This window comes from Kitasatospora sp. NPDC004615, from assembly GCF_042873545.1.
Taxonomy (GTDB): domain Bacteria; phylum Actinomycetota; class Actinomycetes; order Streptomycetales; family Streptomycetaceae; genus Kitasatospora.
Genome location: NZ_JBIALQ010000010.1, coordinates 140,686 through 163,784, shown reverse-complemented (window position 1 = coordinate 163,784; position 23,099 = coordinate 140,686). Strand labels below are relative to the sequence as shown.

15 protein-coding genes and 1 pseudogene are annotated in these 23,099 nt (G+C 72.4%); 10 read left to right on the top strand and 6 right to left on the bottom strand.

Going from position 1 to position 23,099, the window contains the following annotated elements; translation table 11 throughout:
• Positions 1-53: 53 nt before the first annotated feature.
• Complete coding sequence (locus ACFYS8_RS30340; protein ID WP_387647029.1) at positions 54-1,520, top strand: MFS transporter; 1,467 nt, start codon at positions 54-56, stop codon at positions 1,518-1,520.
• Between the two features lie 30 nt (positions 1,521-1,550).
• Here the strand turns inward: ACFYS8_RS30340 and ACFYS8_RS30335 are convergent, their stop codons facing one another.
• Positions 1,551-2,831 carry a ricin-type beta-trefoil lectin domain protein gene (locus ACFYS8_RS30335; protein WP_387647026.1) on the bottom strand — a complete coding sequence of 427 codons (1,281 nt, stop codon included), beginning with the start codon at positions 2,829-2,831 and terminating at the stop codon, positions 1,551-1,553.
• 198 nt (positions 2,832-3,029) lie between these two features.
• On the opposite strand from ACFYS8_RS30335, the gene ACFYS8_RS30330 reads away from it, so the two are divergent.
• Positions 3,030-4,394, top strand: a complete 1,365-nt coding sequence (locus ACFYS8_RS30330; protein WP_387647023.1) for an NAD(P)/FAD-dependent oxidoreductase — start codon at positions 3,030-3,032, stop codon at positions 4,392-4,394.
• A 98-nt stretch (positions 4,395-4,492) separates the two neighbouring features.
• Here the strand turns inward: ACFYS8_RS30330 and ACFYS8_RS30325 are convergent.
• Positions 4,493-4,648 (bottom strand): annotated as a pseudogene (locus ACFYS8_RS30325) (AAA family ATPase); the annotation flags it as partial.
• A 50-nt stretch (positions 4,649-4,698) separates the two neighbouring features.
• Positions 4,699-5,289, bottom strand: a complete 591-nt coding sequence (locus tag ACFYS8_RS30320; RefSeq protein WP_387647021.1) for a histidine phosphatase family protein — start codon at positions 5,287-5,289, stop codon at positions 4,699-4,701.
• Positions 5,290-5,359: 70 nt separating this feature from the next.
• Between ACFYS8_RS30320 and ACFYS8_RS30315 the strand changes: the two genes are divergently transcribed.
• The 6 genes from ACFYS8_RS30315 (at position 5,360) to ACFYS8_RS30290 (ending at position 9,235) form a co-directional block, all read left to right on the top strand.
• Positions 5,360-5,866, top strand: a complete 507-nt coding sequence (locus ACFYS8_RS30315) for a hypothetical protein (RefSeq protein WP_387647019.1) — start codon at positions 5,360-5,362, stop codon at positions 5,864-5,866.
• Positions 5,867-5,876: 10 nt separating this feature from the next.
• On the top strand, positions 5,877-6,722 hold the full coding sequence (locus ACFYS8_RS30310; RefSeq protein WP_387647018.1) for a hypothetical protein: 846 nt from the start codon (positions 5,877-5,879) through the stop codon (positions 6,720-6,722).
• A gap of 113 nt (positions 6,723-6,835) precedes the next feature.
• A complete protein-coding gene (locus ACFYS8_RS30305) occupies positions 6,836-7,396 on the top strand; it encodes a hypothetical protein (RefSeq protein ID WP_387647017.1) in 561 nt (186 codons plus the stop codon).
• 129 nt (positions 7,397-7,525) lie between these two features.
• Positions 7,526-8,260: a hypothetical protein gene (locus ACFYS8_RS30300; RefSeq protein WP_387647014.1), complete on the top strand. Its 735-nt coding sequence runs from the start codon at positions 7,526-7,528 to the stop codon at positions 8,258-8,260.
• Between the two features lie 119 nt (positions 8,261-8,379).
• Entirely contained in the window at positions 8,380-9,081 is a 702-nt protein-coding gene (locus tag ACFYS8_RS30295; protein ID WP_387647012.1) for a DUF6338 family protein, read from the top strand.
• Positions 9,047-9,235 carry a hypothetical protein gene (locus ACFYS8_RS30290; protein ID WP_387647009.1) on the top strand — a complete coding sequence of 63 codons (189 nt, stop codon included), beginning with the start codon at positions 9,047-9,049 and terminating at the stop codon, positions 9,233-9,235. The genes ACFYS8_RS30295 and ACFYS8_RS30290 overlap by 35 nt, the downstream gene beginning before the upstream one ends.
• A gap of 5 nt (positions 9,236-9,240) precedes the next feature.
• On the opposite strand, the gene ACFYS8_RS30285 is transcribed toward ACFYS8_RS30290, so the two are convergent.
• Both ACFYS8_RS30285 and ACFYS8_RS30280 read right to left on the bottom strand, forming a co-directional pair.
• Positions 9,241-14,106, bottom strand: coding sequence for a CHAT domain-containing protein (locus ACFYS8_RS30285; protein WP_387647007.1), 4,866 nt, complete (start codon positions 14,104-14,106; stop codon positions 9,241-9,243).
• A complete protein-coding gene (locus tag ACFYS8_RS30280; RefSeq protein WP_387647004.1) occupies positions 14,103-17,624 on the bottom strand; it encodes a right-handed parallel beta-helix repeat-containing protein in 3,522 nt (1,173 codons plus the stop codon). Before ACFYS8_RS30280 ends, ACFYS8_RS30285 begins: the two co-directional genes overlap by 4 nt.
• A gap of 201 nt (positions 17,625-17,825) precedes the next feature.
• On the opposite strand from ACFYS8_RS30280, the gene ACFYS8_RS30275 reads away from it, so the two are divergent.
• Together ACFYS8_RS30275 and ACFYS8_RS30270 are read left to right on the top strand one after the other, a co-directional pair.
• Entirely contained in the window at positions 17,826-19,457 is a 1,632-nt protein-coding gene (locus tag ACFYS8_RS30275) for an AMP-binding protein (protein WP_387647001.1), read from the top strand.
• A gap of 25 nt (positions 19,458-19,482) precedes the next feature.
• On the top strand, positions 19,483-20,352 hold the full coding sequence (locus ACFYS8_RS30270) for a DMT family transporter (RefSeq protein ID WP_387646999.1): 870 nt from the start codon (positions 19,483-19,485) through the stop codon (positions 20,350-20,352).
• A gap of 81 nt (positions 20,353-20,433) precedes the next feature.
• Here the strand turns inward: ACFYS8_RS30270 and ACFYS8_RS30265 are convergent, their stop codons facing one another.
• Positions 20,434-22,638 carry a M4 family metallopeptidase gene (locus tag ACFYS8_RS30265; RefSeq protein ID WP_387647208.1) on the bottom strand — a complete coding sequence of 735 codons (2,205 nt, stop codon included), beginning with the start codon at positions 22,636-22,638 and terminating at the stop codon, positions 20,434-20,436.
• Positions 22,639-23,099 lie beyond the last annotated feature (461 nt).

Genomic DNA, 23,099 nt, shown 5'->3' with positions numbered 1-23,099 from the left:
TGACGGTACGTTCGGAACCGCCGGATGTTCGGGACGGTTCGACGGAGGCCGAGATGTCCGCACCGCAGCGCCAGTCCACCGTGGCCGTGGAGACCGACGTCCCCGGCAGACTCGACCGGCTGCCGTGGTCGCCCTGGCACTGGCGGATCCTGATCGGCCTCGGCACCGTCTGGATCCTGGACGGCCTGGAAGTCACCATCGTCGGCAACCTCGCCGCCCGGCTCGCCGAACCCGGTAGCGGCATCGCCATCAGCACCGCCCAGGTCACCACCACCGCCGCCGCGCTGTACGTGGCCGGCGCCTGCTGCGGCGCGCTGTTCTTCGGCTGGCTCACCGACCGGCTCGGCCGCAAGAAGCTGTTCATGGTCACCCTCGCGGTGTATCTCGCCGCGACCGCCGTCACCGCACTCTCCTGGACCGCCTGGTTCTTCTTCCTGTGCCGCTTCTTCACCGGCTTCGGCATCGGCGGCGAGTACGCGGCGATCAACTCCGCCATCGACGAACTGATCCCCGCCCGGGTCCGCGGCCGGATCGACCTGATCGTCAACGGCAGCTTCTGGATCGGCGCGGCGATCGGCGCGTTCGCCTCGATCGCCCTGCTCAACACCGCGCTGTTCGCCACCGACGTCGGCTGGCGGCTCGCCTTCGGCATCGGCGTGGTGCTCGGCCTGGTCATCCTGCTGGTGCGCCGGCACGTCCCGGAGAGCCCGCGCTGGCTGATCACCCACGGCCGCCGCCGGGAGGCCGAGAAGATCGTCACCGAGGCCGAGAAGACCGTCGAACGGGAGACCGGCGAACCCCTGCCGCCGGTGGACGAACCACCGATACGGATCCGCGAGCGCGGCCCGATCGGCTTCGGCACCATCACCCGCACCCTGGTCGCGCACTACCCGCGCCGCACCGTCCTCGGGCTGGCGCTGTTCATCGGCCAGTCCTTCCTCTACAACTCCGTCACCTTCGGCTACGCCGCGATCCTCACCACCTTCTTCGACGTCCCCGCCGGCGACACCGGCTACTACTTCGCGGTGATCGCCGTCGGCAACTTCCTCGGCCCGCTGCTGCTCGGCCACCTCTTCGACTCGGTCGGCCGCAAACCGATGATCGCCGGCACCTACATCGGCTCCGGCGTCCTGCTGTTCGGCACCGCCTGGCTGTTCCAGCGCGGCTCGCTGGACGCCACCACCATGACCGCCTGCTGGACGGCCGTGCTGTTCCTCGCCTCCGCCGGGGCCAGCGCCGCCTACCTCACCGTCAGCGAGATCTTCCCGCTGGAGACGCGAGCGCTGTGCATCGCGTTCTTCTACGCCGTCGGGACCGCCGCCGGTGGTATCTCCGGCCCGCTGCTGTTCAACGGCCTGGTCTCCAGCGGCCAAGTCGGCGACGCCACACTGGCGTTCTGCATCGGCGCCGCGCTGATGACGCTGGCGGGCCTGGTCGAGGCACTGATCGGCGTCAAGGCCGAACGGCGCAGCCTGGAGTCGCTGGCCGCGCCGCTCAGCCAAGTGCCGTCCGAGCGGTGACGGTGCGTCAACCGTCGCGCGGGGGTCGCGTCAGCCAAGCGTCCACTGCTGGGCGGGCGTGCCGTTGCAGGTCCACAGCTGGAGCCGGGTGCCGTCGGCGGACGAGCCGTTGGGGGAGTCCAGGCACTTGCCGGAGCCGGTGTTCACGAAGGCGCGGCCGCTGCCGTACGACCACTGCTGGGCGCCGGTGCCGTTGCAGGTGTACAGCTGGATCGCCGCGCCGTCGTTGTGCGAAGCGGCGTCCACGTCCAGGCACTTGCCGAGGGCGCGAACGGTGCCGTCGCTGCCGACCGACCACTGCTGGGCGGCGCTGCCGGTGCAGTTGTGCAACTGGATCGGCGTGCGGTCGGCACTGGAAGCCCCCGCCACGTCCACGCACATGCCGCCCGGGCCGGTGATCCGGCCGGTGTAGGGCACCGGGCCGGTGCCCGACGTGGTGGCGTGCACGTAGTCGACCACCATGGTCTGCGGGAAGGCCGACGACCCGTCCGGGCTGCCCGGCCAGTCGCCGCCGACGGCCAGGTTGAGGATCACGAAGAACGGGTGGTCGAACACCCAGCGGTTGCCGCCCAAGTCGGCCGGGGTGCGGGTCTGGTAGGCGTGGCCGTCCACCGACCAGGTCACGGCGGACGGGCTCCAGTCGACGGCGAAGACGTGGAAGTCGTCCGCGAAGGACTGCCCCGCCGGCAGCGAGTACGGCGCGCCGATGCCGCCCGCGCCCGAGTAGCCCGGCCCGTGGATGGTGCCGTGCACGGTGCCCGGCTCGCGGCCGATGTTCTCCATCACGTCGATCTCGCCGCTGTTCGGCCACTGCACCGTGCCGATGTCGTTGCCGAGCATCCAGAACGCCGGCCAGATCCCCTGCCCGCGCGGGATCTTGATCCGGGACTCGAAGTGCCCGTACGCCTGGGCGAAGCTGCGGGCGGTGTTCAGCCGGGCCGAGGTGTACTGGCAGGTGCCGTACCAACAGCCCAGCCCCGCATCGGTGTTGCGCTTCGCCGTGATCACCAGATGCCCCTGGCCGTCCAGCGCGGCGTTCGCCGCACCCGCCGTGTAGTACTGGAGCTCGTGGTTGCCGTTGCCCGAACCGCCGGTCTCCACCGTCCACTTGGCGGGATCGACCGCGGATCCGGCCGGGCCATCGAAGTCGTCGCCCCAACTCTGTGCGGCGGTCGGTTGGTTGGCGATCGGCGTGGCGACCGGGGCGGCGTGGGCAGCTGGTGCGGCCGGGGCGGCGCCGAGCAGCGCGGCGGCCAGGAGAAGCGCGAGGCCGCCGAAGGATCGGCGGCGGGTGGACGGTGCAGCAGTCATGGACGAACCCGCTTCCTGCTAGCGCTCGTTGACGGTACGCCTGATGGTAAGAACGCGCTCTCGCCATGGCAATGTCAAGGTAGCGCTCACCGCGTGACGGATTTCGATCACCTGGTGTGCACAATCGGTCGCCGCGTGTGAGCGGTGCGGCTTGTGGGCACGGGCACCCCGCAGCCCTCTCGCGGATCGGAGCTCACGGTGAACCTGGCACGCAGCTCGGAGATGGGCGCCGGCCATGCCCTGGTGCTCGGCGCCGGCATCAGCGGCCTGTGCGCCGCCCGGGCCCTCTCCGAGGTCTACGACCGCGTCACCCTGGTCGAACGGGACACCCTCACGGGCGACGGCACCGTCCGGCGGGGAGCGCCGCAGGGGGCGCACGTGCACTCGCTGACGGTCCGCGGCGCGAACGTCCTGGAGGAGTTCTTCCCCGGCTTCGCCGACGAACTCGCCACCGACGGCGCCACCTTGGTCACCGCGCTGAGCGAGGTCGACATCGTGTTCTTCGGCTCCCTGCTGCACAAAGTGCCGCTGGGCACGGTCCTCCAGGCCGGGCGCCCCTTCCTCGAGGAGCGCCTGCGCGCCAAAGTCTGCGCGGCGCCCAACGTCACCCTGCTGGACGGCCGGGAAGCGACCGCCCCGCTCACCACACCCGACCGCACCAGGGTGACAGGAGCCCGGCTGGCGCGCTCGGGCACCTTCGAGGACATCGACGCCGACCTCGTCGTCGACGCCATGGGACGGGCGGGCCGAGGCGCCACCTGGCTGGCGGCACTCGGATACGACAAGCCCGCCGAGCAGCGCCAGCGCGTCGACGTGGCCTACGCGAGCCGCCGCTACCGGCTCCCTCCGGGCGCCCTCGGCCCGAACAAGGCCCTCCTGGTCGGCGCGACCCCCGCACGCCCACGCGGCCTGGTCCTCACCCAGCAGGAGGACAACCTCTGGGTGCTCTCCCTGTACGGATTCGGCCGCCAGGACCACCCGCCGACCGCACCCGACGAATTCCTGCTGTTCGCACAGGAGTTGGCCACCGTCGAAGCGTGGGAAGCCCTCCGGAACGCCGACCCGGTCACCGGCGTCGCCTCCTTCGCGTACCCCCACTCCGTGCGCCGGCACTTCCACCGGCTCCGCCGCCTCCCCGACGGCCTGATCTCCATCGGCGACGCGATCTGCAGCCTCAACCCGATCTACGGCGCCGGCATGACCGTCGCCGCGCTCGAAGCCGCCGCTCTGCGCGACTGCCTCGCCGACGGCACACGAGACCTCCCCCGCCGCTTCTACCGGTCCGCCGCGAAATCCGTGCAACTCTCCTGGCTCTTCGCCACCCTGGCCGACCGCTCCATGCCCCAAGTCCCGGGCACCCGCCCCGCGTTGGCCGCCCTCCTGGCCAAGTCCTTCCGCGCCACCATGCGAGCCGCGGCCACCGACCCCAGGGTCGCCGCCGCCGTCTGGAACGCCGTCAGCCTCACCGGCTCCCCGGCCGACCTGGCCCGCCCGCACATCATCGCCGCGACGCTGCGCAACTGGCCGCGCGAGAAGCCGAAGGCTAGCCCAGAGCGACGCTGAACACGTCGCCGTGCCCCGGCCAGCCGTCACGTTCCTCGTGGCTGTCGACGACGAGCGCCGAGACCCGCAGGGCCTGCGCCCGGTACTCGACGTAGCCGCACGTCGCGCTTCTCGCCCGGATCGGCCCGGTCGAACAGCGGGAGCAGCCACTCGTCCGGTGTCAGCCGCAACGCGCGGTGCTGTTCGGCGAGTTGGCGGGCCGTCGTGGTCTTTCCGGCCCCGGGGAGGCCGACCATCAGGAACAGTGTGGGCACGCCCCGATGGTGTCAGCCTGCCGATCTGGACGGCCACCCGATTGTTGCCCTCACGGGACGTTCCAGGCGGCGATGACCGGGTGGCCGTGTTCGGTGGCGAGGGTGCTGAGGGTGCCGGGGTGGGGGTGGCCGAGGAGGCCGGCCGCGGACGGGTCGAGGTCGAGCCAGCGGGCGGCGAGGATGCGGGCCAGGTGGCCGTGGGCGACGACGGCGACGTCACCGTCGGCCAGCAGAGGGCGGATTCGGGCCAGTGCCGCGTCCGTGCGGGCGGCGACCTGCTGGAGCTGCTCGCCGGGGAAGGCCGCTTCGCCGGGGATGACGCCGTCCCGCCACAGGTCCCAGCCCGGCCGGGACTGTTCGATCTGGTCGGCCGTCAGGCCCTCGTAGCCGCCGTAGTCCCACTCGATCAGGTCGGGGTCGGCCATGACGTCGGACAGGCCCGCGAGTTCGGCCGTCCGCAGGGCGCGGCTCAGCGGGCTGCTGAACACCGCCACCGGGCGGCGGCGGGCAGCGAGTCGCGGCGCGAGCGCCCGGGCGGTCGCCTCGCCGGCGGCGGTCAGCGGGACGTCGGTGCGGCCGGCATGACGGCCCGACAGGCTCCACTCGGTCTGGCCGTGCCTGATCACTGTCAACTCGCCCATGGCTGTGCAGAGTAGCCGATGATGTGATCACCATGGCCGGGGGTATGCGCGATGCGGCAGGCTGACCGTCATGGAGACGACGCCGTTGGCCGGTGGAGATGTTCGCTGGGTGTTTCCGGAGCTGGAGCGCCCTGCCGAGGTCGAGGCGCTGCTGCGCGAAGCGGGCGCGCTGATCGAGGCGCTGGCGGAGCGGTTGGGCGTCCGGCCGAGCTGCACGGGCAGCGGGTTGGAGTTCTGCCGTTTGGGCGGCGAGCCGAACGCGTCCCTGTTCGGTTGCGCCGAAGTGCCCGAGGTATCGTTCGTCGTCGACCTGGAGGCGGAGCGTGGTGCCGTGCGGCGCTGGGAGGTCGAGGCGAGGATCTCGGTGCGCTGCGACCACGTGGGGCCCTGGGACTGCGGCCATCACACCATCGAGGAGAGGTCCGCGTCGTTCGGCTCCCCGGCGGCCGCGGCGCGAGGCCTGGTGGAGGCGGCCGCGTGGTTGCGGGAGCGTTGCGTGGCCGAGCCGCTGAGCGTCTGGCGGGAACGGGACGACGAGCCCGGGGAGCGCCGGTCGGTGCCGTCGCGGGCAGTGTGACAATCGGGGCGTGAGTGAAGAATTCGTCGACCTGGGGTTCGTGACGGCGCCGTCCGGTGTGCTGGTGTTCGGCATGGCGTCGTGGATCGACTACTGGCCCGAACTCGGGCTGCCGCTGTCCGAGCGGGCCGCGGCGGCTGCGGCGTCCGGTGGCGGCCATCTGTGGGACGGCGAGTGCGAGGCGGTGGCCGTGCCGGCGGCCGGGGACCGGAAGTTGGCGGTGCGGGCGCAGACCGCGCTCTCCTGGTACACCGAGGAACCGGTGATCTCGCTGCTCGAGGTCGACCTCGGCCTACCCTGGGCCGGGGTTGACGACGTCCCGATCCCGCTCGGGGACCTGCCGGTCGATCGGTGTGGCATGGTCCTCGGCGACGGTGTGGCGCTCGACGCCTGGATCGGGATGGAGGGCGAACCGGCCGACGGTCTCGCCGACCTCACCTACTGGGGGCTCCACGGGCCGGACGCCCACGCGCAGTTCGGCGGGCAGGAGTTCACGACGGACGGCACCTGGGGCTGGCTCGACCTGCCGGTCGCGCAGGCGGAGGCGCGCGCGGTCGAGATCGAGGCGTGGCGGGGCGGCCTGCGGAGCGGAAAGGGCGTTGCCGTCACGGTCAGCAAGCACACCGACTACCACCTGTTCCAGCGTGCCGGCGCGAACCACCCCCTGCTGGCCGGAGCGATCGAGGTCGGCGGCTGCCAGGTGCTCGGCATCGACTGGGAGCCGGCCGACCACTCGATGACCCACCACGGCGAACGGGCCCTCGGCCAGGTCTACCCCGTCACGCTCGAAGCGGACGGGGCCGGCGGGACGGTGCTGCGATGGGCGGTTCAGCCGGCTGATGAGCACGAGGACTGACGGTCAGGTGGCCTCACCGCACAGGTCCGCGCCGTCGCGACGACTGCCAGGCCGCTCGGGATCGTACATCGCGCCAGCATGCCCACCGGCGCCGATGTCGACAAATTGTGCGGGTGCCCGATGAGTTCGTCGGTGCAGGCGTGCTACACAGGCGCATGACGTTCTTTCGTGACCTGAGCCCGTACACCTATTCCGAACGGGAAGTCATTGCCGACGGGCCCTATTTCGCGACGTTCGCCCCCACCTACCGCAGGGTGAACGTGGGGTGGCTGAGCAGATGGCACCGATACTCGAGCGGCGCCGCCCCGGAGGGTTTCCTCGGCCGGCTGCTCGACATCGTCCAGTGGCAGCGCGTGAACGGCACGCGGGGGTTCCACAGTTGCGGGCTCTGTCCGCCCTGGCGGCGGCAGGGCGGGGCGTTGACGGTCGAGCACCAGGGTGGGGCCGTCGCTCTGGGGTCCAGCGAGATTCGTGTCCCGGGCCGGGCCGGCGAGGTCTTTGCGGCGCCGACGTTGGTGGTGCATTACGTGAGCGCGCACGGGTATCTTCCGCCGCCGTCGTTCGTCGAGGCGGTGCTGGCCTGTCCCGAGGGGTGGATGTCCGGGCCGGACGCGGCTGGGGTGCCGGACGGGGCGGAGCGGCAGGACTATTCGGCTCGGGTCGGGGAGGGGTAGACGGACCGTCAATTCGCGAATACCGAGAGCTGTGGTCAATTCCCTTGGCGGAGCCGGCAGCTGCGCCCCATTCAGCGGTGGGGGACGCGACTTTCCAATGGCGGCGTTGATCACTAAGGTCTGGGGTCTGTGACCACGAGTGAACCCGGCGACGACCTGTGGGCAGAGTTCGTCAGGGAGTTTGAGAAGAACAACGCGGTGCACGAGCCGAGCGCCGCGGAGCGGGCGGCGGCGGCCCGGCGGCGGCCGGTGCAGCGGCGTTCGCGGCGGTGGCTGGTGCTTCCGGCGGCGGCCGTGCTGCTGGCGGCGGCGGGTGCGACGGCGTACGTGATGCGGCCCGCGGAGAAGAAGGCGCCCGTGGTGGCGGCCGGCCCATCGGGGGTGGCGGGTGCGGCGATCCCGCTGGCCGTGTTCCCGAAGCAGGTACAGGGGTTCACGCTGGTGGCGGCCGTGCAGAACCCGAGTTGCACGGGCCCGGACACGGTGGGGGCGACCCTCGCCGGGGTGATCGCGCAGGGGAAGGGGTGTCTCGGCGTCGATCTGGCGCTGTACAAGGACGCCGACGGCAACCAGTACAACCTGGCGCTGTTCACCATGAAAGACCCGGTCGAGGCGCTGCACCTAGTGACGTTCCTGGCCGGCAACGCCGACACGTACCAGGTCGCCGTCCAGCTCCCGCCGAAGGACTCCGGCCTGCGCGAACTGCCCGCCGACAGTGGCCTGGTGCAGAACTTCGGGTCGTACGGGCACGGCATGCTGGTCGGCATGGCGCAGTGGTCGGACGGCCGCACCGCCGACTTCAACAAGCTGGCGGACCGGCTCAAGCCGCTGACCGATGCCGTCATGAAAGACATTCCGGCCTGAAGAGATGCATGACGATGCGTCAACTCGCTTGAACCGTCCCGGGTCGGTGGCCTGCTCGGTTAGGGTGAGGCTGCGCTTCGGTGCGGCGGCGGACGCGGTCGTCGCGGGGCGGGGGAGGAATGGACGCGGTGGTTCCGAGCACGGTGCAGCAGTTGGCCATCCTGGTGGCTCTCGTTCTGCCCGGGATCTTCTACCAGGCCGTCTCCGACCGCCTGCGCGGGCCGCGGGCCTCCGAGCAGGAGCCGCAGAACCGTGCGCTGCGGGCGGTCGCGATCAGCGGTCTGCTGGACGCCGTGTACGCGGTGGTCGCGGGGCCGTGGTTGGCGCGGCTGTTGACCGGGGGCGACGGCGGGCCGCTGGCGGGGGTGCTGCGGCATCCGCGGCAGGCGGGGCTGGCGGTGCTGCTGCTGGTCGTGGCGGTGCCGGCGGGCGCGGCCTGGGCGGCGGCGGCCGTGCGGCGGCGGCGCGAGCGGGCGCACTACGAGCCGACGCCGACGGCCTGGGACTTCCTGTTCGCCGACCGGGACCCGTGCTTCGTCCGGATCCGGCTCAAAGGCGGCCTGTGGGTGGGCGGTTGGCTCGGCTCGCGGTCGGCGGTGTCGGCGTTCCCGCAGCAGCAGGACATCTATCTGGAATCGCAGTGGCGCCTGGGCAGCGACGGGACGTTCCTCGGCAAGGTGCCCGGCACCGCCGGGGTCTACGTCAAGGGCAGCGAGGTCGAGGTGCTGGAAATGCTGGCGCCGCCCGAGTTGGTGGAGGTGCCGGTGACACGGAGGGAGCAGAACGATGGCAGCGAGCAACCCGAAGAAGCGCGGCAGTGACGACGACCTGTCGCTGGAGGGCCTGATCGAGGAGCACGGTTCCCGCCGGATCTTCCGGATCGGCGGCGGCTCGACCGAGCCGGACCAGGGCCCCGAGGGCGCCTCCGGCACGGCGCAGAGCGAGAAAGCACCCGAGAACGGCAGTTCCGAGTAGCTCACTCACGGCCCGATGTGGAGGTGCGCCGCCCACAAGTGCGGTGCGGGCAGCAGGCGTTCACGCAGTGAGCGGACGGCGTGGTGCAGGGCCAACGCCGGGTCGAACGGTCGGAGGCCGGCGGCGTCGTCCTCCGCCAGGGCGGCGTAGAAGTCCCCGGTGACGCGGCGGGCGACCTTGTCGGAGACGCTCCACAGCGTGCCGACGACGTGGGTGAAACCGGCCAGCTGGAACGACGGCGCGAGGTGCACCGCCTCGTCCGGCAGATCGACGCCGCCCTGGGACGTCGAGCAGGCCGACAGGAAGGCCAGTTCGGCGTCCACCGGGCGCTGCGCGAAGAGGTCGAGGGCGCTGAGCCGGCCGTCGTGCAGGATCAGGCCGCTGTTCGACGGGCTGCCCGGGTCGCTGATGCCGTGACAGCTGAAGTGCACCCAGGAGTGCCGGGACAGCGCCCGGCGGACCTGCTCCACGGTGGCGTGCTCGCCGTCCAGCCGCAGGCCGCCGGGGAAGAGTTCCGTCACCAGTGCCGCCTCGGGCTCGGCGCCGGGCAGCGGCGGGCCGCCCGGGGTGTGCGGGAGCGCGACCACCAGCGGGGCGGGTCGCCGTCGGGGTGACGCGGTGACCCTGCGCCGGGCGCGCAGCAGGGAGCGCACGGTCGGCGTGTACGAGGAGACGGCGCGGTCCATCACCCAGGTGCCGGGGATGTTCCGGCCCTTGCCCGCGGCGTGCAGCGGCAGGAACGCCAGCCGGCCGGTCGGGCACCACCGCAGCCGCGGCCACTCCTCGCCGTCCAGCGGGGTCCCGCGCAGGCCGAGCCGGTTCAGGACGGGCGCGGCCAGGCTGTCCCACAGCCACTCGAGGAGTGTGCTGTGGAAGGTCATCATCTGCTTGGCGGCCGCCATGCCCTGGTCCCCGTAGGCGACGTCGATGCGCCGCTCGTCGAAGGCCAGCGCGGCCGCCAGCACCTCGTCCGGGCTGAGGTCCGGCAGCGGCAGGACGTCGATGCGCGGCTCGCCGCCGCCGCGGGCGGCCAGGATCAGGGCGTGCGAGCCGTACGCGCTGACGTTGACCACCACCACCGGCCCGTGCTCCGCCACCGAGAGCAGCTGCCGGGTGGTCGGTGGGCGCAGGAAGTCGTCGAGCCCGTCCAACTCCCGGATTTCCTCCAGGAGTTGGTTCCATCGGCGGGACAGCGTGTGGCGCTCCTCGGCGTCCCGCAGGGCGGCCGCGCCTGCCGTCTCCTGGACGAAGAAGGCGTCGGGCCCTTGCTGTTGCAGCGCGGGGTGCTCCTGGCTCAGCCGGTCCCGGATCCGTTCGAACTCCGCGGCGCGGGCCGGGTCGAGCGCGCGCAGCCGGGACAGGTCGCCCTGGTTCTCCAGGCCCTGGGCCAGCAGCACGCCCCGGCCCTGTTCGAGCAGGGCCAGCGCCCGCGCCGGATCGCCCGCCCGGATCGCCAGGGCCGCCGCCGAACTGGCCAGCCCCCGGCCGGAGCTGAGCCGGTCCTCCTGGTCGATCCGGGCGAGATGACGCGGCGCCACGCTCGGCAGCAGGCCCACCGCGTGGGCGAAGCCGTCCAGGGCCTCCGCCCACCGGCCGGTGTGGGCCGCGATGCCGCCCCACGTGCGGGCCGCCTCGAGCCGGGTGTGCGGCGGGAGGAGCGGATCCTCGGCCGTCTGCCGGTTCAGCCGGATCACCTCCGCCAGATCGACCCGCTCGCCGTGATCGCCCGGCCGCAGCCGCGCCGTCCCCTCGAACCGTTCGCCGTACTGGGCCCGCCGCAGCTGCGCAATCGCCAGCACCTGACGGGCCAGGGCGTGCATCGGGTCGGGGGAGTGCGTGTGGTCGGCGAGGGCCTCGCGGGCGGCCGCCGCGGCCCGGCGCAGCGCCGTCCTGGCGGCACGTTCGGGGAGCAGCTCCGAGGTACGCAGAGCGGCGAGGGCCAGCCGGGCCAGCGCGGTCGTCCGCAACGGGTGCGGGGAGCCGAGCTCCGTCACCAGGTCCTCGAACTGCCGGCAGACGTCCAGCGCGGCCGGGGCGTCCTCGGCCTCGCGGGCCTGCTCGAAGCGCACCACGGCCAGGTTGAGCGCGGCGCGCTCCCGGGCCGGCGACATTCCGCGGCGCCGGTCGGCGGCCTCGCTCAGCAGGGCGAGCGCCTGCTCGCGCAGAGCCGGGTCGTCGGTGGTCGCGGACAGGCCGGACAGGGCCAGGCCGAGGTTGTTCAGCACCTGCGGGCGCTGCACCGAGCCCGGGGCGGTGTGCTCCACGGCCGACCGGAACACGGCAACGGCCTGAACAGCCCAGCTGCGGTCGCCCGTTCGGGACGCCCGGCTGAGCAGAGCGGCCCCGAGGTTGGTGAGGACCAGGCCCCGGTCGCCGTACCCCTCCGGTACGGCGGCGAGCGCGCCCTTCAGGGTGCCCAGCGCGGCATCCAGCTGCTCGTCCGAGCCGGACTCCGCCGCCAGCGACCACTGGAGATAGCCGAGGCCGGCCTGCACGGTCGAGCGCTGCGGGGCGTGCTCCGGCAGGTGGAGCAGCGCGGCACGGCAGCACTCCATCGCCTCGGCCCGAAGCCGCGCGTCCGGCCGGAAGCCGTACAGGTCGGCGAGGCAGGTGGAGAGCCCCTCGAGGGCGTACGGGTGGGGTTTCGGCGCGGTCAGCGCGATGGCCTCGCGGTGGCGGGCGACGGCCTGCTCCAGGTACGCCGGGTCGCCGGTGAAGTGGAAGCGCCTGCGCAGGTTGTTGCCGAGGGCCACCAGGCAGTCGGCACGGTCCGTCCGGTCCTCGGTCGGCTCCGCCAGGGCCCCGGACAGCAGGGCGGCGGACCGGTCGAGCGCGGCGGTGTCCGAACGCAGCCAGCCGGACCTGTCGAGCGCGGCGGCGAGACGGTGGATCACGGTCAGCTGTCGCGGGTCGTCGGCGGGGGCCATCGCCAGGGCCAGTTCGAGGTGGTGCACCGACCCGTCGAGCACGTCCGCGTCGTCACTGTGGTCGGTGAGATCCAGCAGCGCGGCGCCCAGCAGCAGCCGGTAGTACGCGCGGTCGGACGTGGTGCACCGCTCGTCGGCCGTCACGACCGCGTCCAGCACGGCCACCGCCGTACGGTGGGCGGCCGGGTCGCCGGTGTTCGCCGCGCGCTGCATCCAGTGACCGCCGAGCCGGGCCTCCAGGTCGAGCCGCCGCGGGTCGCCCGGGGGCAGCAGCGCGGCCGCGCTGCTCATCGACGCGGTGGCCTGCTGCCACGCGTCCCCGACCTGCTGGTCGGTGCCGAACAGGAGGGCCGTCCCCAGCGAGAACCGCACGTCGGCCTCGAAGTCCGGTTCGGGGTAGGGCAGTTCGAGGCATTCCCGGTAGTGCACCACCGCCTCGGCGGCGCGCTCGCCCCGGTCCTCCGTCGCTGCGGAGCCGAGCAGGCAGTCGGCCAGGTGCCGCAGCGCCAGTGCGCGTGCGGCCGTGGGCCGCGGCAGTTCCCCGACCAGCCGGCGCAGCAGCGTGATCGACTCGGCCGACGGGTCGTCACTCCCCTCGGACTCGGCCCGCAGACCCAGCAGGTCCGCCAGCGCCGAGCCCCGTTCCAGCCGGAGCACCGGGACCTGCGGCGAGGTGGCCTCGAAACCCGCGCCGGCCAGGGCGACGGCCTCCGCGAGATCCCGGGGGTCATGGCCGGCCCGGTAACGCCTGGTCAGGGCGAGCGAGAGCATCGTCAGGGCGTTGGCGGACAGCGCGGTTCCGCCCGGTGCGAGACCGGCCACCTCCCGGGCCGCGTCGAGCGCGACAGCGGTGGCCTCGGCGTCGTCCTCGGCGGCGGCCCCGAGCAGGGCGAGGCTCAGGTTGTGCAGGTACTGCAGCCGCAAGCCCTCGGTGGGCGCGACCTCGGCGGCCCTCCGACACAACGCGACACCTTCGGCCCGCAGCCCAGGCTCTGTCGCAGCCTGGGTGATCAGCACCATGCCCAGGTGGCAGAGCACGTCCGGGTACCCCGACGGGTCGGCGGCGCCGTCCGCTCCGCGCAGCGCCTCGCGGAGGAGGGTGGCGGCCTCCGGCAGGGCGTCGCGGCCGTCGAAGAGGACCGCGGACTGGGCCAGGGCTCGGCCGAGTTCGAGGCGGTAGGCCGCGAATTCGGGGGAGTCGGGCGGGCAGAACGCGAGCGCGGTACGGATTTCGGAGGCCGCGTCGCGGATCGCCTCGCTGTCCAGGGTGACGTCCGCCCAGAAGCGCAGGGTGGTGCCCAGGTTGGCGTGCCGGAGGGCCTGTTCGCCGGGCGTGTCGGGGACGGCCGCCACGGCGGCGCGGCAGACCTCCACGGATTCGGCGAGCGAGGGGAGTTCGGCGCGGTCCTGCCAGTCGTACAGCAGGGCCACCCCGAGCCGGGACAGCACCGAGCCCCGCACCGGGCTGTCCGGCGGGCACTGGGCCGCCGACCGGCGGAACAGCCGGACCGCGGCGGCGGGCGCGCCGGGGTACCGCCAGCGCTGGTACGCCAGCGTCAGGCCGACCGCCGCCGCGTTCGTGTGCGCGAGGCTCGGCCCGTCGTCCTCGGGGACGTCCTCGCCGGCGGCCACGGCCAGCACCGGCGCGAACTCGGGCGGAATCTCTTCCCGGCGGTGCCGTCGCAGCTGGAGCAGGCAGAGCAACCCCTCGCCGAGCAGTGCCGGGTCGCGTTTGCCGCCGGCCCAGTACGCGAGCAGGTCGGCGGCGCTGAGCACGTAGGCGTGTTCGAGGGGGAGTTCGGTGGCGGGCGGCACCCCGCCGGCCCGGAGTGCGGCCGTTGCCGCGTACGCCTCGGCGGTGGTGAACCACGTCAGCGCCGCAGGATCGGCCGCCGGAAGGTCGCAGTGGGCGGACAGCAGTGCGATCGCCTCGTCGTCGGTCACAGCCAGCTGCTCTCCGCCGGGATGTCGTCGGCGAGCAGCACGATGAGGTCCTCGCGGCTCGGGGTGTCGGCCCCGGCGAGCCGGGAGGCCTGCCGTTCGACCATCTCCTCCAGCAGGGTGCGGGCGTCGCGGGCGTTGGCGGGGTCGCCGCGGAGCTCGCGGCGGGTGAATCGTTCGACGAGCCGGTCGGTGACTTCCGGGGCGAGGCGGTAGGTGTGCCGTTCGGCTTCGCGGACCACGATCTCGGTGAGCTCGGCCGGGTCGTACGGGTCGAACTCGAGGATGCGGGAGAACCGGGAGCGCAGGCCGGGGTTGGAGTCCAGGAAGGTCCGCATCTCCTCGGTGTAGCCCGCCGCGATGACCACCACGTCGTCGCGGTGGTCCTCCATCAGTTTGGTGAGGACGTCGATGGCTTCCTGGCCGAAGTCGCTGTTCGCGCCGAACCGCCGGGCCAGGCTGTACGCCTCGTCGATGAACAGCACGCCGCCGGACGCGCGTTCGAAGGCCTGGCGGGTCTTCTGCGCGGTCTGCCCGAGGTACTCGCTGACCAGGTCCCCGCGGGCGACCTCCACCAGGTGGCCCTTCTTCAGCGCGCCGAGCGCGGCGAGTATCTGTCCGTACAGCCGGGCCACGGTGGTCTTGCCGGTGCCGGGCGGGCCGGAGAAGACCAGATGGTGTGCTCGGGGCGGCGGGGGCAGGTCGGCGTCGGTGCGCCACCTGGCCAGCCGGAGCAGGTCGACCTGGATGTCGACCTGCCGCTTGGCCTCGGCGAGTCCGATCATGCGCCCGAGTTCGGTGATCGGGCCGGTCTCGGGCCGCAGGATGTCCTCCGCGGTGGCGCCGGTGCGCAGGTTCTCCGTCCGCACCCGGTCGTTGGAGATCAGCGCCTCACCCTCGCAGCCGGTGATCTCGCAGTCCGTCAGGCTGCCGTACACGTTCTCGTCCAGGCGGACGCCGTCGCTCCCGGCGCCGTGCACCCGTACCCCGCTGATCGTCAACTGGCTGGTGTTGCGGGCCCACAGGGCCGTTCCCCGGCTGGCGGAGATCTCCAGCCGGTCGATCTCCACGGTGGTGTTGTCGAGGGTCAGCAGCCCTACCTCACCGGCCTTCGTCACCGTGCAGTCGTGTGCGGTGAGCCGGCTGTCCTCGCGGCAGTTCAGGCCGTACAGGCCGGCCCGTTCGATCGTGACGGCTTCGGCGGTGAGACGCGCGGTGTTCTGCAGCAGCAGCCCGGAGGTGGTGACGTCGGCGATGACGGCGCCAACCAGCCGGACGGTCACGCCGGTGCCGGTGCAGCGCACCCCGTTCTGGCAGCGTTCCAGGCGCAGTTCGGTCAGTTCCACCACCGATCCCTCCTGGATCAGGACGGCGCTCTCGGACTGGTCGTGGACCCGCAGCCGGGTGAACTCGCCGCGCGCCTTGTGCACGTTGACGCCGGTGCCGCCGAAGGCCACCGCGCAGTCGTCGACCAGCGGGACGCCGCCGGAGGCGACGCTGATGCCGTGCACGCCGGCGTTCTCGATCCGGCACCGCTCCAGCCGTCCGCGGCCCTGGTCCTCGACGATCACGCCGCAGTCCCGGCAGCGCGCGAACAGGCAGTCCCGGACCTTGGGTTCGGCGCCCCGGGCGATGTAGAGGCCGACGGTGGCGCCGCTGACCGTGGTGTCCTGGACGGAGCCGCGCGCCTGGTGGTCGTAGACGATGCCGGTGGCGTGCACCTCGTCGATCCGGGAGCCCAGGACCTGTACGGCGGAGTGGTCGCCGGCGGCGATCGCGGTGTCGCCGGTGCCCCGGAACTCGCAGCCGCGGATCTCCGCCGTCGAACCGGTCACGTCGATGCCGCGGCCCCGGCTGTCGACGACGGTGCAGTCGGTGATCTCGGCGTTCGCGCGTTCCTTCAGCACCAGCGCGTGGCCCTTGGCGGAGCGGAACGCGGTGCGCTCGAACGTGCCGCCGGCGCCCGCGAGTTCGGTCCGGCCCGCAGTGATCTCGCAGTCCCGCACGGTCAGTTCGGCGCCCTGGGAGGCGAGCAGCGCGTACTCGCCCGGCGCGTCGATCCGGCAGTGGCGCAGCTCCAGGCGGCCGGTGGTGGAGACGGCGATCGCGCCGCGGCCCTCGACGGTCAGGGAGTCGAGCGTGACGGCGCCCTCGCACTCCAGGGCGGACCCTTCGGGGGTCTCGATCACCACCGGCCCCTCGCCCTCCGCCCGGACCACCTCGACGGTGCCGGACACCAGCAGCGGCCCCGCCTCCCGGTACCGGCCCGGCTCGATCAGCACCCGCACCGGCCGGTCCCTCGGCGCGGCGCGCAGCGCCGAACCGAGACTCCGGTGCGCCGCCCCGCGACCCTGCCCGACCCGGACGGTCACGGCCTCGCCTGTCACGGACTCGGCCCGCCTGGTGTGCCCGGCGAGCAGGTTCGAGCCGTACGGGGTCAGCGCGTTCGCCAACTGGGCGGGGAAGACGGCGAGTCCGTGCATCTGGGCGAGCACCGGCGAGTTCAGTGGCAGGAGCTGGACGGCCGGCCCGTCGGTGCGGAACGGCCAGTGCGGCAGCGGCGCCGGAGGGTTCGCCCCCGGGTTGAGCCGGGCCAGCACCGCCGTCACCGCGTACCGCCGCCCGGCGCGCGTGACGGTCTGCTGCCCGGCCTCCAACGAGGCGATCTCGGACCACGGAACGGCCCGCTCCCGGCCGCCGACGGCCACCACCACGCCCCGGCCCTCCACCCGCAACTCGCAGCTCCGGGACAGCCGGAGAACCAGCCACCTGACGCCGAACGTGCCGAACACCACCACGGTGAGCAGCGCCAGCAGCGGCTGGACGGGCGCGAAGGTGCCGAGCGGGGCCACGGCGAGGACGGCGGCGACGATCACCAGCAGCATCACCACCCGGAACCCGCGCAGCAGCACCCGGCCCGGCAGGGACAGCAGCGCGCCGGCCGCGAACACCGAGGCCCCGCCGGGGCCGTCCGGCAGCCGGGTCGTCCCGCCCCAGCGGTCCGACAGCCGCGGGACGAACACCTGGTCGAGGCGCGCCGCCGGCACCGCCAGCGGCGCCAGGTCGAGCAGGATCCCCTGCCACTGCGCCGACCAGCGCGGCGAGCCGCCGCCCGGCAGCGCGGCCGGGCTGCCCAGCGAGGTCCGCACCAGCAGCGAGCCCCGGAAGTGCGGCGCCTCGTACGCGGCCACGAACCCCCGCATCGGCAGCACGCACATCCCGTCGACCGCGTCCCAGGGCAGCCGCACCTTCCGCAGGCCGCCGCGGAGTTCGAGGTACTCGGGATCGACCACCACCGTGACGGGTGCCCACGCGCGCACCGCCTGCCGGACCAGCACCACCGCCCACACCACGGCCGTCAGACCGTCGACCAGCATCGCCGCCGGCCGCGTCACCACCCCGGCGAACAGCGGCAGCCCGCAGCCGGCGAACGCGCCGGCCGCGAACAGCGCGAACGCCGCGCGCCGGCGGCGGTACTGCGCCGACGGCCGCAGCCGCACCTGCTCACTCTCCTGTGCCATCGCGCCCCCAGCAACGCCGACTGCCCTCCTGGTCATCAAATCAGCGAACTCCGGCCCCCGGCGGCCGGTTCGGCGTTTTGACCGGTCTGCTGATGGGACGTCAACGACGCGCACCACCCCCACTTGGAGACTGGTCAACGGCTGCCCCGGTGGCCAGCATGGGTACCCGTCGTTCCGCACCACCGCGCCCAGGAGGCCTTCGTGTCGCACGCCCCGAGCCAGCCGAGCCACTCCTCCGGCCCGTCCGGAACCCCGCTGCTCGGCGACACCGTCGGAGCCAACCTCGACCGGGCCGTCCGCACCTTCCCGGACCGCGAGGCACTGGTGGAGTGCGCCACCGGCCGGCGCTGGACGTACGAGCGACTCGCCGCCGACGTCGACGCGGTGGCGCTCGGCCTGCGCGCCAGGGGCGTCGGCCGCGGCGACCGGGTCGGCATCTGGGCGCCGAACCGCGCCGAGTGGACGCTCACCCAGTACGCCACCGCGAAACTCGGCGCGATCCTGGTCACCGTCAACCCGGCCTACCGCACCCACGAGCTGGAGTACGTCCTCAACCAGGCCGGCGTGCGCCTGCTGGTCGCCGCCCGGCAGTTCAAGACCTCCGACTACGCCGCGATGATCGCCGACGTCCGCCCGCGCTGCGCCGAACTGGCGGACGTGGTGCTGCTGGACGGGCCGGACTGGGACGAGCTGCTGCTGGCGGGCCGCCGGGAGGACCGGGCGGTGCTGGCCGGGATCGCGGAGGAGCTGGCCGCCGACGACCCGATCAACATCCAGTACACCTCCGGCACCACCGGCTTCCCCAAGGGCGCCACCCTGTCGCACCGCAACATCCTCAACAACGGTTATTTCGTCGGGGAGTTGTGCGGCTACACCGAGCAGGACCGGATCTGCATCCCGGTGCCGTTCTACCACTGCTTCGGCATGGTGATGGGTAATCTCGCCGCCACCTCGCACGGCGCCTGCATGGTGATCCCGGCGCCCGCGTTCGACGCCTCCGCGACGCTGGCCGCCGTCGCCGCCGAGTCCTGCACCTCGCTGTACGGGGTGCCGACCATGTTCATCGCCGAACTCGCCGACCCGGACTTCGACCGCCACGACCTGAGCAGCCTGCGCACCGGCATCATGGCGGGCGCGCCCTGCCCGATCGAGGTGATGAAGGACGTCATCGGCCGGATGGGCATGACCGAGGTGTCCATCTGCTACGGCATGACCGAGACCTCCCCGGTCTCCACCCAGACCCGCGCCGACGACTCGGTCGAACGCCGGGTCTCCACCGTCGGCCGGGTCGGGCCGCACCTGGAGGTGAAGGTCGTCGACCAGGCCACCGGCGCCACCGTCCCGCGCGGCGAGACCGGCGAACTGTGCACCCGCGGCTACTCGGTGATGCTCGGCTACTGGGGCGAGCCCGAGCAGACCGCGCAAGCGATTGACACCGAAGGCTGGATGCACACCGGCGACCTCGCCGTGATGGACCAGGACGGCTACCTGAGCGTCACCGGACGCAGCAAGGACATGGTGATCCGCGGCGGCGAGAACCTCTACCCGCGCGAGATCGAGGAGTTCCTGTACACCCACCCCGACGTGCTCGACGTCCAGGTGATCGGCGTCCCCGACGCCAAGTACGGCGAGGAGCTGATGGCCTGGGTGCGGATGCGCGAGGGCGCCCGCCCGCTCACCGCCGAGGCGGTCCGGGAGTACTGCACCGGCCGGCTCGCGCACTTCAAGATCCCGCGCTACGTGCACGTGGTCGACGAGTTCCCGATGACCGTCACCGGCAAGATCCGCAAGGTCGAGATGCGTGAGCAGGCGGCCCGGATGCTGAGCGACTGACCGGCCGTCGGGGGAGCATGGGGGAGTGCCCGTTCTCGCCGTCCTGTTCGCTGTCCTCGGCGCCGCCTCCAACGCCACCGGCACCGCCTTCCAGCGCAAGGCGGCCGCCAAGCTCGGTCACGGTGGCGGCCTGCGGTTCGTGCTCACCCTGGCGCGGGACCCGGCCTGGCTGATCGGCATCGCCGGATTGGCCGGCGCGGCCCTGTTCCAGGCGCTCGCGCTGAGCTTCGGGGCGCTCGCGCTGGTGCAGCCGGTGTTCGTGCTGGAGCTGCCGTTCGCGCTGCTGATCGCCTCGCCGCTGATGCACCGCCGGGTGCCGCGGGCCGGCTGGGCCGGGGTGGCCGCCGTGGTCGGCGGACTGGTCCTGTTCCTCGGCAGCGCCGCGCCCACCGGGGGCACCGACAACGCCCCGATGAGCCGCTGGGTGCCCGTCCTGGTGGGCTGCCTCGGCCTGATGGGCGCCGCCGTCCTTGCCGCCCAGCACTGGCGCTCCCCGCTGTTCCGGGCCGGCGCGCTGGGCAGCGCGGCGGCGGTCGGCAACGCGCTGACCGCCGCCCTGATGAAGTCCGCCACCGGGACCTTCGCCGACCACGGACCGGCCGCGTTCTTCTCCGTCTGGCAGACGTACGGCTTCGCGCTCACCGGAATCGCCGCCGTCCTGCTGCTGGAGAACGCCCTGCAGGCCGGCCCGCTGGCCATCTCGCAGCCCGCCCTGACCATCGGCGACGCCGGGGTCAGCCTGCTGCTCGGCGTGGTGCTGTTCGACGAGACCGTCCGCACCGGCTGGTGGGTGCTGCCCGCGCTGCTCGGGCTGGCCGTGGTCATCGGCGGCGTGCTGACCCTGGTGCGGGCCGTCCCGCACATCCAAGAGGTCGTCAGCTCCGGGAAGAAGTGAGCTTCCGGGAGCTGACGACCTCGGTAAGACGGTGCGTCAGAAGACCGTGCGTCAGGAGACCTCGCGTCAGGAGACTTCGCGTCAGAAGATGAGCTTCCAGTTGTCGATGTAGCCGGTGTCACCGCGGTACATGTCCTGGACCTTCAGCCGCCAGGTGCCGTTGGCGACCTGCGCGGAGGCGTCCACCGTGTAGGTCTCGAGCACGTTGTCGGCGGAGTCGCCGACGTTGGCCTTCTTCAGCGAGTAGACCTTGCCGTCGGGGCCGACCAGGTCGATGTTCAGGTCACCGCGCCAGGTGTGCTTGATGTCCACGGACACCTTGAGGTCGCTGGGCGCCTGGCCCTCGACCTTGTCGACGACGATGTCCGAGAAGACGGCCGGGCCGCCGCCGTCCGGGATCGGCACCCGGGTGGCGTTCGAGACGATGGCCCGGGCGATCTTCCAGGTGAACTTCGTCGTGACGCTGCTGTGGTGCGAGGCCTTGGCGAGCAGCGTGACCTCGTAGGTGCCCGGCGTGGTCGGGGTGCCGGAGACCTTGCCGGTGACGGGGTGCACCTTCAGACCGTCGGGCAGGCCCTCGGCGTGGAAGGTGAGCTGACCGGGGTTGAAGTTGGTGGCCTTGAACTGGAGGTCGGCCTCCTCGCCGACCGCGCTGATCTGGGAGTCGATCGAGTCGACCATGATGCCGTCGACGACCCGCGGACCGACGTTGATCGCCGCCCAGGCGTTGGCGGTGTTCATGTAGGTCGGGCTGGTCTGCCCGTACAGGTCCGCGGCGGCCTTGAGGGTCGCGACGCGGGCGGCGGCGTAGTTGGTGGAGGAGGTCATGTAGGTGGTGAGCGCCCGGTACCAGATCTTGGCGGCGGCGTCGCGGCCGATCCCGGTCACCGACAGGCCGTCGGAGGTCGGCGAGTCGTAGTTCACGCCGTTGACGGTCTTGGCGCCGCTGCCCTCGGAGGCCAGGTAGAACCAGTGGTTGGCCGGGCCGGACGAGTAGTGGACGTCGATCGAGCCGAGGCCGGAGTACCAGGCGTCCTTGGAGCGGCCGTCCTTGGAGGGCTTGTCCATGTAACGCAGTGGGGCGCCGGTCCCGTAGATGTCGATCTTCTCGCCGACCAGGTAGTCGCCCTTGTCCTGGGGGTTGTTCGCCCAGAACTCGATGGCGGCGGCCATGATGTCGGAGGTCGCCTCGTTCAGACCGCCGGACTCGCCGCTGTATATCAGGCCCGCGGTGTTCGAGGTGACGCCGTGGGTCATCTCGTGGGCGCCGACGTCGATCGAGGTGAGCGGGTGGGTGTTGCCCGAGCCGTCGCCGTAGGTCATGCAGAAGCAGCTGTCGGACCAGAACGCGTTGACGTAGTTGCTGCCGTAGTGGACCCGGGTGTAGGCGCCGACGCCGTCGTTCTTGATGCCGTTGCGGCCGTGGACGTTCTTGTAGTAGTCCCAGGTGAGCTGGGCGCCGTAGGCGGCGTCCACGGCGGCGGTCTGCCGGTTGGAGACGGTGCCGTCGCCCCAGGTGTCGGTCGGGTTGGTGAACAGCGACTTGGTCGAGCCGCTGGTGCCCTTCAGGTCATACGTGCTGTGGCCGCCGCGGGTGGGGTCGGTCATCGCGAAGCCGCCGCCGGCCGCCGCCGAGGTGCCGATGTTGACCTGGCCGGAGAACTGGCTGTTGCCGATGCCGGTCTCGATGCCCTGGTACTCGAAGATCTTCTTGCCGGTGTTCGCGTCGGTGATGACGTGCAGCTCGGACGGCGTGCCGTCCTCCTGCGTGCCGGTGACGATCGTCTCCCACGCCAGGGTCGGGGTGCCGGACGCGGCCCAGACGACCTTTCGGGCGTTGTCCGCCGCAGGCTCCTCGACCTTCGCGTCCCCGGCGCTGTCCAGCGCGAGGCCCTTCGCGGAGTCGGCGCTTTCCTTCTCGTTGGTGTCGACGGCGATGTCCGCCTCGGTGGCCTTGGTGACGCCCGTGGTCGAACCGTCCGGGGCGGTGTGGACGACCAGGTCGCCGCCGAGCACCGGCAGCCCGGCGTAGGTGCGCTCGTAGCGGGTGTGCACGCTGCCGTCCGCGTCCTTCGTCACGGACTTGACGATCAGCGCCTCCTCCGACCGCAGGCCCAGCGACCTCGCGGTCTCGGCCTTTGACGCATCCGCCGAGGCCAGCAACTCGCCACGCTGGTCCGCAGACAGCTGCACCGGCAGCGCGCCGGCGATGGCCTGGACCTCGGCCGGGGCCTGGTCCGTGGTGTCGGCGGAGGCGACACCGGAGGTCAGGGCGGCCGCGATCATGGCGGCGCCGGCTATCAGAGCGGTTGCGCTGACGGTCTTTCGGGAGGATCGAGTCACACGGAACTCCTTCTGCGACGGCCGCGTGGGTACGGCCGGAGTCAGCCGGGAGGGCAGGGATGGAGCCGCCCGGTAGAGCTGGTGGTTCGAACGAGCAGGACGGTGTCCGACGGGTCGCCGCAGCGCTGTGGTGCGTGTGCGTCTGCAAGGACCTGTGCGGCGATGGGACGGTACAGTGCCAGCTTTGTTGGGAACGCGTCACCCATGCGGCAACAAGTTGGCCGAAATACTTCGTTGCCGACGTAATGTCGAGGTAATCAGCCGTCAATGGGCAGGCCGAGTTTCGATGTTCCGGCAGCGGGGGAGCGAGGCGTGAGCGGCGGCCATGGAGGCCGGGTGTGCGTCGACCCGGCGCCACCGAACGCCCCGGGCACCGTGCTCAGGCGCTGTGAAAACCGCTGGTC